The 542-nt window shown below is 67.0% G+C and carries 1 protein-coding gene; it reads left to right on the top strand.

Features of this window, described 5'->3' with window-relative positions:
- Window positions 1-217: 217 nt before the first annotated feature.
- Window positions 218-542, top strand: a 325-nt coding sequence (locus I6F66_RS21945; RefSeq protein WP_197209873.1) for a hypothetical protein, incomplete at its 3' end; no start/stop codon positions are given.

The raw sequence follows: 542 nt of genomic DNA, 5'->3' as shown, positions 1-542 counted from the left end.
GCTTCTCGCCTGGCTGGGTGGGGAGCGCGCAGGCGCCGGACCGGACTCACGATGGGAAACGATTCAGGCCATCGAGACCTGGTCGAGAGCCAGCACAGCACTGCCCCCTGCCCCGCCCCTTCTCATGGCCGCCCGTCTCTCTTCCCTCTGGCGGCGCCACGCGCCTCTTGGACGCGGCGACGTTGTCGCCAGCCTTCTTATCGGTGACCGGTGGAGCATGGGCCGTCAGCCAGGTTCGCAGGGCGGGCTTGTCGCATTGGGCATGCGCCACAATGGTGGCCGCTGGAAGACGGCGAGCGGCGAGGAGGCCGAGCATCTCTGGCTTGGCGCCATTCGGGCAGGCGCAATGGCCCATCTCGAACTCGAGAACCGATTGCGCGCCTTCGCCATGCGCGTGCGCCATGTTCTCGTGCGTCGTCGACGCAGCGGTCAACTTGGAGAGCTGATGGCCTTTGCAATGGAGCGCCCCCTGATCAACAGCAGCGACGTGGCACAGCGTACGGGTCTCACGCACGCCGGCGCCATCAAGCTGCTGTCGATCG

This window comes from Pseudoalteromonas sp. NZS100_1, assembly GCF_015864285.1.
Lineage (GTDB): Bacteria > Pseudomonadota > Gammaproteobacteria > Enterobacterales > Alteromonadaceae > Pseudoalteromonas > Pseudoalteromonas arctica.
The sequence above is the reverse complement of the archived record's forward strand: the minus strand, read 5'-3'. Positions and strand labels throughout refer to the sequence as shown.